The organism is Protofrankia sp. Cj5 (genome assembly GCF_917627405.1).
Taxonomy (GTDB): Bacteria; Actinomycetota; Actinomycetes; order Frankiales; family Frankiaceae; genus Protofrankia.
In genome coordinates, this window is record NZ_CAKJTO010000185.1 from 1 (window position 1) to 5348 (window position 5348).

The following is a 5348-nucleotide window of genomic DNA, read 5'->3' on the forward strand; positions in this document are numbered from 1 at the left end:
TACGCCGGCCAGTAGCCGTTCTGGAAGTCCTGGCAGCTGGCCAGCGCGAAACTCAGCGTGGACGTGCCGGCACCGGCGGCCGGCGCGGTACGGGTCCGGCCGACCGGGCTGATCACTGTCCCGGCACGGAACCGGTAGAAGTACACCCGGGCCGGCTGCAGGCCACGGACGTCGACGTGCACCGAGTGCGCCGACCCCGGGGTGGCGGTCTGCGTCCCCACCGCCACGACATCGGTGAACCGGTCGTCGGTGGCGAGCTGCCAGTCCACTGGGATGTCACGCGCGGGCAGGCTCGCGACGCCGGCCGCCGGCGCCAGCCTCGTCCAAATGATCACACTGTCGGGCAGCGGGTCCCCGCTGGCGACCCCGAGAGCGAACACGCCGTCCCCGACGCCGGGTATCGCGGTCGCGGGCCGCAGGCTCGGGCGCGCGGTGGCAGCGCCGCCGGACCCGCCGCCGGACCCGCCGCCGGAACAGCCCACCGCGGTCAGCAGCACAGCCCCGCCCGCGAGAAAGCCGCGCCGGGTCGCCGCCGCTGGCCCGCTGGAATTCCTCACAGCACCAGGACGTTAGCCGGCTCATGCCCCCGGCCGGAAGACCGCGCGCCACGAATGTGAATGAAAGCGGCGGCAACGGGGACGCGGCTATCGTGCTGGGCAGCCACCGTGCTGGACAGCCGCTCCGGATGGGGCCGGGAAAGCGGAGGTGTCTTGCGAGAGCCGGGGTGCGCGGTGCGTGATCGAGCCGGCTACGGCGAGCGGCTCCAGGCGGGTGCCCAGTGACCACGACCGAATTAATCGATCTTCATACGCACTCGACGGCGTCGGACGGGCTGTGCCGCCCCGCCGAAGTCGTCAGCCTCGCGGCCGCGGCCGGCCTGGCCGTGGTCGCCCTCACCGACCACGACACCACGTCGGGCCTGGCCGAGGCCGCCGCCGTGCTGCCTGCCGGGCTGACCCTGCTCCCGGGCGCGGAGATCTCCTGCGGGATACGGGCCGACCAGCACCGCTGGGTAAGCCTGCACCTGCTCGCCTACCTGTTCGACGCCACCGAACCGGTGTTCGCCGCCGTCCGCGCCCGGCTACGCGCCGGCCGGGTCACCCGCGCCCGCCGGATAGTGGAGAAACTGGCTGCCGACGGCCATCCCGTGTGCTGGGAACAGGTGTCCGCCCGAGCCGACGGTGTGATCGGACGCCCGCACATAGCTGAGGCCCTCGTCGAGGCTGGGCTCGTGGGCTCCATCGAGGCCGCGTTCACCCCTGCCTGGATCGGCCCCGGTGGCCGGTACTGGGCGGGCCGGGATGAGCCCGACGCCATGGAGGCGCTCCGGCTGGTCCGCGACGCGGGCGGGGTCAGCGTACTGGCCCACCCGTACGCGAGCAGGCGCGGTGCGACCATCGGCCCAGCGGTGATCGCGGCCATGGCAAGGGCGGGCCTGCACGGCCTCGAGGTGGACCATCCCGATCACCGGCCGCGGGAGCGGAGCCAGCTCCGCCAGCTCGCCACCGACCTCGGCCTGATCGTCACCGGCGCCAGCGACTTCCACGGGCCGAGCAAGCCCCAGCCCCTCGGTGCGGAGACAACAAGCGAGCAGGCGTACGAGGCGCTCATCGCCGGCGCGCACGGGGCGCGGCCGTTGACCGGACCAGCCTCGGCACCGCCCGGGTGCGGTCAGGCGCCCTGACCGCACCCGCCGCCGGGCGGCGGCGTGGCGGCCCGGGGATCGAGGCGGCTCAGCAGATCGGCGAGCACGTCCAGCTCGTCCGGGTTGAAGTGGCTGGTGACGTGCTTCGAGACACCGGCGAGGTGGGTCTGGGAGGCCGCCCGCAACCGCTTGCGGCCTTCAGGTGTGAGGGTCGCGAACGTCCCCCGGGCGTCGGACGGGCAGGACCGCCGTTCGACCAGGCCGTCGCGTTCCAGCCGGTCGACCAGCCGTGTCAGGCCGCTGCGGGACAGCAGGACCGCCTCCGCCAGCTCGTTCATGCGCAGGGCGCCATCTGGTACTTCGGACAGCTGGACCAGCACGTCAAAGGAGGCCAAGGGCAGATGGTGCTCGGATTCGAGATCGGTCTCCAGCTGCCGGATGACGTACGAATGAGCCCGCAGGAACTGGCGCCATGCCCGCAGTGATCGCGGGTCAATCGGCGATTCCTGCTCCGCTGTCCGCTCGTCGACCGTCACGTGGATCAGATTACGTCGCCCGTACAGGGCCGCGAGGGAGCCCGCTGAGGATGTCAGACGATCGACATTTCGGCCAGCCGGCGGAAATGATCAAGATCTGGCCGCACCGGGCGCGTTCGACCGGGACGGGCGGCTATGGTGGAGGCGCAGGCGTGGCGGCGTGAGCCGCACGCACCACACCGACCGGTCGAGGTTTTCTCTTGTCTGCTTCCCGGCCTGGCGCGGACGCGATCCAGGCAGCTCTCGCGACAGTGCTCGACCCTGAGATCGGGCGTCCCATCACCGAACTGGACATGATCGAATCAGTTCGCGTCACCGACGACACCGTGGATGTCGTGGTGCTCCTGACTGTCTCCGGTTGCCCGATGCGCGAGGAGATCACCAGCCGGGTCGAGCGTGCGGTCACCGCGGTACCGGGCGTGCGGTCCGTGCGGGTCCGCCTCGAGGTCATGAGCGCCGAGCAGCGCGCCGCCCTGCACACGAAGCTACGAGGGGGGACGGCGACCCGGTCGATCCCGTTCGCGCAGCCTGGCTCGCTGACCAGAGTCTATGGCGTGGCCAGCGGAAAGGGCGGCGTCGGCAAGTCGTCGGTGACGGTCAACCTGGCCGCCTCGATGGCTCGCTCCGGGCTCTCGGTCGGCGTGCTGGACGCCGACATCTACGGGCATTCGATCCCCCGGATGCTCGGAGTCGACCGTCTCCCCACCCAGGTCGAAAAAATGATCATGCCGCCACAGGCGCACGGCGTGAAGGTGATCTCCACCGGCATGTTCACCCGGGGCAACGAACCGGTCACCTGGCGCGGACCAATGCTACACCGTGCACTGGAACAGTTCCTCTCGGACGTGTTCTGGGGGGATCTCGACGTCCTGCTGCTCGACCTGCCACCGGGCACCGGCGACATCGCGATCTCGTTGGCGCAGCTGGTGCCGTCCTCCGAGCTCCTCGTCGTGACCACCCCGCAGCTCGCCGCCACCGAGGTCGCCGAACGGGCCGGCACGGTCGCCGTCCAGACCCGGCAGAACGTCGTCGGCGTGGTGGAGAACATGGCCTGGTTGCCCTGCCCGCACTGTGCCGGCCGGGTGGACGTCTTCGGCTCCGGTGGCGGCGCGGCGGTAGCCGAACGCCTGACCCGGGTGCTCGGGCACGACGTGCCGCTGTTGGCGCAGCTGCCCATCGACGTCCGGCTGCGCGAAGGCGGCGACTCCGGCGTCCCGCTGGTGACCGCGGATCCGGACTGTGAAGCCTCGAAGATCCTGCGGGAAGTGGCCGAGCGCCTGTCATCGCGCTCACGCGGGCTGGCCGGTCGATCCCTGGGCCTCACCCCGACCCGCCGGAGCTGAGCTGGTCGCTCTACGGCATGTTTCAGCAGTCGTTGTTCGATCTCGTCGTTCGAGCAGGGAGCCGCGTCCGGGCGGCCGCTGGCAAGGCCACTGGTGGTCGGCCGGACGTTCCGGGCATGTCCGGCCGACCGGACATTCGGACGCTCGGGCGCCGGGTCAGTCAGCTCGGGCGCCGGGTCAGTCAGCTCGGGCGCCGGGTCAGTCAGGTTGCGTCGGTGTCAAAAGGGGTCACCGCCGGTGTCTCGGCGGTGGCCGCCCCGCGGGTAACAGGTGCCGCGGTCGTGGCCTGACCTCGGTCCGAGGGGATGGCAGCCCTGCTCCCGGTCGAGACGGCCTTGTGGGTAGCCTTGGTCAGGATGGGGGATTTCGTCAACGACGGTGGCTTGACGGCTGCCGCGGGCCCCGCCTGCATGTCGTCGTAGGAGAGCCGGGGCCGAGCCCGCTCACCACCAGGCACCGGAGGTGCCTCCGCGTCGTCGTCGAAGAGCATCTTGTCGAACGACGTCCGCTTGGACAGGTACGACGGAAGCAGCGGGTCCTCATCGTCGAACAGGTGCTTGCGGACGAACGTCTTGGGATGCAGGGTACTCAGGTCAAGATCGGCAATCTCCGGACCAAGCTCGGAGCGCAGCTCCTCGCGCATGCCCGCGGCCATCTGCCGGAACTGACGCAGCATCTGACCGGCCTCACGGGCCACCTTCGGCAACCGCTCCGGGCCAAACACGAACAGACCGATCAGCAGCAGGACAGCGACCTCGCCCCAGCCGACGCCATTGAACACGGCCCCACACTACCTCGCAACCGCGATCAACGGAACAGCTCCGGACCGGTCGCCTCCCTTCGCGGGCCCACCGGCCCACCGGCCCGCCGGCCCGGATGCGTTCCGCTCAGCGCGGCCGCAACACCGGCAACCTTGCCGGGAACCAGCCGGACGCGGCGTCGCGGTCCGAACCCAAGATTCAAAAAGGCTCTCAGTCGCGCTGTTCCTGGGGGGCCAGCTCGACCTCATGGGTCTTGTGATCGCGCTCGAACGTGAGGGTGACCCGGTCGCCGATCCGGTGCACCCGGATCGCCGCGATCAGGTCGTTGGTGTTCCCGATAGCGGCTCCGTCGACCTTGGTGATGATGTCTCCCGGACGCAGTCCGACCACATCGGCGGGCCCGCCCCGCGTCACCCCGCGGATGAGCGCGCCGGGAGAGGTCCCGATCGCCGCCGCGTCATCCGGGGTGATCGTCCCAGCGGACACGCCGACATCAGGATGGGTGGCCCGGCCGGTACTGATGATCTCGTCGGCCACCGACCTCGCATAGTCGATCGGGATGGCGAAGCCCACGCCGATGTTCCCGGACGCACCATGCTCGGCGCGGGAACCGGGCACGGCCGCGATCGCGGTGGTGATGCCGACGACCTGACCACGCCCGTCCAGCAGCGCGCCGCCGGAATTGCCGGGATTGATGGCCGCGTCGGTCTGAATCGCGCCGATGAGGACCGACTCGCCCCCGGACTCCGCCGGCACCGTTGGGTTACGGTCAAGCGCGCTGACAATACCCGTTGTCACCGTTCCGGCCAATCCCAGCGGCGCGCCGATGGCCACCAGCGGCGCACCGACCACGAGCGAGCCGGAACGCCCCAACGCCGCGGCGGGTAGCGGGCTTGTCGCCGGAATCCGGATGACGGCGAGATCGGTCTTGGGGTCACGTCCGATGATCTCCGCCGAAATCTGCCGCAGCTCCCTGTACAAGGTCACCGAGACCCGTGCCCCGACGGCGGCCCCGGCGACAACGTGGTTGTTGGTCAGTATGTAGCCTGTCCCACCTGATGAT

6 protein-coding genes are annotated in these 5348 nt (G+C 70.5%); 2 read left to right on the forward strand and 4 right to left on the reverse strand.

Annotation, left to right across the window (positions count from 1 at the left end; translation table 11 throughout):
- Positions 1 to 557: alkaline phosphatase (locus MJ777_RS22135; protein ID WP_370652815.1), on the reverse strand; the 557-nt coding region annotated here is incomplete at its 3' end.
- Positions 558 to 778: 221 nt separating this feature from the next.
- Between MJ777_RS22135 and MJ777_RS22140 the strand changes: the two genes are divergently transcribed.
- Positions 779 to 1684: a PHP domain-containing protein gene (locus MJ777_RS22140; protein WP_239345759.1), complete on the forward strand. Its 906-nt coding sequence runs from the start codon at positions 779 to 781 to the stop codon at positions 1682 to 1684.
- Here the strand turns inward: MJ777_RS22140 and MJ777_RS22145 are convergent.
- Entirely contained in the window at positions 1672 to 2181 is a 510-nt protein-coding gene (locus tag MJ777_RS22145; protein WP_239311100.1) for a MarR family winged helix-turn-helix transcriptional regulator, read from the reverse strand. The two genes, MJ777_RS22140 and MJ777_RS22145, sit on opposite strands and share 13 nt — an antisense overlap.
- A gap of 200 nt (positions 2182 to 2381) precedes the next feature.
- Here MJ777_RS22145 and MJ777_RS22150 point away from each other — a divergent pair, with 200 nt between their 5' ends.
- Positions 2382 to 3524 carry an Mrp/NBP35 family ATP-binding protein gene (locus MJ777_RS22150; RefSeq protein WP_239311099.1) on the forward strand — a complete coding sequence of 381 codons (1143 nt, stop codon included), beginning with the start codon at positions 2382 to 2384 and terminating at the stop codon, positions 3522 to 3524.
- Between the two features lie 202 nt (positions 3525 to 3726).
- Here MJ777_RS22150 and tatB read toward each other — a convergent pair whose 3' ends face one another.
- Entirely contained in the window at positions 3727 to 4305 is a 579-nt protein-coding gene (gene tatB, locus MJ777_RS22155) for a Sec-independent protein translocase protein TatB (protein WP_239377677.1), read from the reverse strand.
- Positions 4306 to 4495: 190 nt separating this feature from the next.
- Positions 4496 to 5348, reverse strand: an 853-nt coding sequence (locus tag MJ777_RS22160; RefSeq protein ID WP_239377678.1) for a S1C family serine protease, incomplete at its 5' end; no start/stop codon positions are given.